Here is a 2,193-nt window from a genome sequence, read left to right on the forward strand (position 1 = left end):
CCCGACAATTGCGCGGTCGATTCGGCCGGTGGCTTTCGGGCCCTGGCCGTCGGTCGCGACCCAGAGACGCCCGGCCGAATCGACCGCGCAATTGTCGGGCATGCCGAACCAGCCATTGGCCGTCGTTGCCGTCGAGAAGGTGGCGCCGACATCGGCAACCGCCGGATCACCGCATTTCAGCAGCACTTCCCACTTGCCCTTGGCGGCGGTGAAATCACCGCCGTCCTCGGCGATCTCGATGATGTGGCCAAAGGCGTTTTCGGCGCGGGGGTTGGCGGCGTCTACCTGGTCGGCCTTGCGCTTCGAATTGTTGGTCAGCATGACATAGACCTTGCCGTTGATGGCATTGGGCTGGATGTCTTCGGGGCGGTCCATCTTGGTGGCACCGAGCAGGTCGGCGGCGCGGCGCGTCTCGATCAGCACGTCGGCCTGGCCAGTGAAACCGTTTTCAGCCGTCAGCGGTCCCTGGCCGAAGACGATCGGCAGCCATTCGACCGTGCCATCTTCGGCGAACCTGGCGACATGCAGCGTGCCATCATCGAGCAGGTCCCTGTTGGCGGCATGATCGTTCGGATCGAACGCGGCCTTGGTCACGAACTTGTAGACATAGTCGAAGCGCTCGTCGTCACCGAGATAGAAGACGACGCGGCCGTCCCTGGCGACAATCGATTCGGCGCCCTCATGCTTGAAGCGGCCCATGGCCGTGCGCTTCCTCGGCGTCGAGGTCGGGTCGTTGACATCGACCTCGACGATCCAGCCGAAGCGGTTGGCCTCATTGGGCTCCTTGGCGAGGTCGAAACGTTCGTAATGCGCCGCCCATTCATAGGCGCCTTCGGGAATGCCGAGACGCTTGTAGTTCGCGGCTTCCTTGTGGCCTTCCGGCAACTCGCCGGAGAAATAGCCATGGATGTTCTCCTCGGCCATCACATAGGTGCCCCAGGGCGTGACGCCGCCGGCGCAATTGTTGAACGTGCCGAACACCTTGGTGCCGGACGGATCGGCATTGGTCTTGACGCGGTCATGGCCGGCAACCGGACCGGCCAGCGCCATTTCGGTGTTGGAGGTGATGCGGCGATTGAGCTTGCCGTCGCGCACCACCTGCCATTTGCCTGATGTCTTGCGGATCTCGACGATGGTGCCGCCGTGAGCTGCCATCTCGACATCGACCTGCTCCTTCGAGAGGGGTGCGACTTCGGCCGACTTCTTGCCGTCCTTCTCGACGATTTTCACGATGCCCGGGAACATCAGATGCGGATTGGTGTATTCGTGGTTGACCACCAGCAGGCCATGTTCGGCCGAGCCGTCGATGGGGATGTAGCCGACATAATCGTTGTTGTAGCCGAACTGTTTCGCCTGGGCCTCGGCCGACTGTTTCGTCGGGTCGAAGTCGGGCGAATCGGCAAACAGCGGATCGCCCCAGCGCAGCAGTACATCGGCATCGTAACCCGGCGCGACGTGGTGCTTGTCGTCGATGCCGGCCTCGAGTTCGTCGAACGTGAAGGCCGAGCCTTCAGCGGCCCGGGCCTCGTCGGCGCTGATCAGCGCCAGCGGGCTGACGGTGGCGGCGATGGCCGAGACAGCCAGCGAACCCTTGAGGAAGCCGCGGCGCGAGAACCGCGCGGCGATGATCTCGCCCATGGTGCGGTTGTCGGAAGCGTTGATGGCCGGGCCGTCGTTTTCCTCGAGCAGGCTGGTGCGGAATCGGGTGTCGGGGGAGCGAAGGTCAGTCATGGCTTGCCTCTGGCTGTTGGATTGGCTGGAGCGTGGGTACCTGTTTGACCCCCTTATAATCGCCGGATCACATTTTCGTGACATCGGGAGACCTTTCAGACGCGACAGGCATTGCGCGCAGCGCTGGCTAAGCATTCCCGCAGACCGGAACTGCTCCAGAATCGCCGGTTCGAGATGAAAGGAGACCTTAGGCGGCATCTTGGCCGCGCATCCTGCGACGGCGGACGACATCAGTCGTTTGCAAAAAACAGATCAACGGGCAACTGCACCCTCGACAAGTCACCTCCGCCGCCCCCGGCGGAGGTGACTTGATGTTCGGCGTCTGCGGTCGTCAGGCATCGGGAAAGCCAGTCTCCCGTTTAGCGATGGCGGTCACGGCGCCGTTCATGCGAAGCTAATGTAGCATATACTTGGGACTTTAGTCCAACCTTGCGCTTGCAATGGTCCTGGTTGACAACCGCA

The 2,193-nt window shown here is 62.5% G+C and carries 1 protein-coding gene; it reads right to left on the bottom strand.

What is annotated here, in order from left to right:
- Positions 1–1,731: PhoX family phosphatase (locus EN969_RS27785; protein ID WP_164758548.1), on the bottom strand; the 1,731-nt coding region annotated here is incomplete at its 3' end.
- Positions 1,732–2,193 lie beyond the last annotated feature (462 nt).

It is taken from the genome of Mesorhizobium sp. M7A.F.Ca.CA.003.01.2.1, from assembly GCF_003998945.1.
GTDB lineage: Bacteria > Pseudomonadota > Alphaproteobacteria > Rhizobiales > Rhizobiaceae > Mesorhizobium > Mesorhizobium ciceri.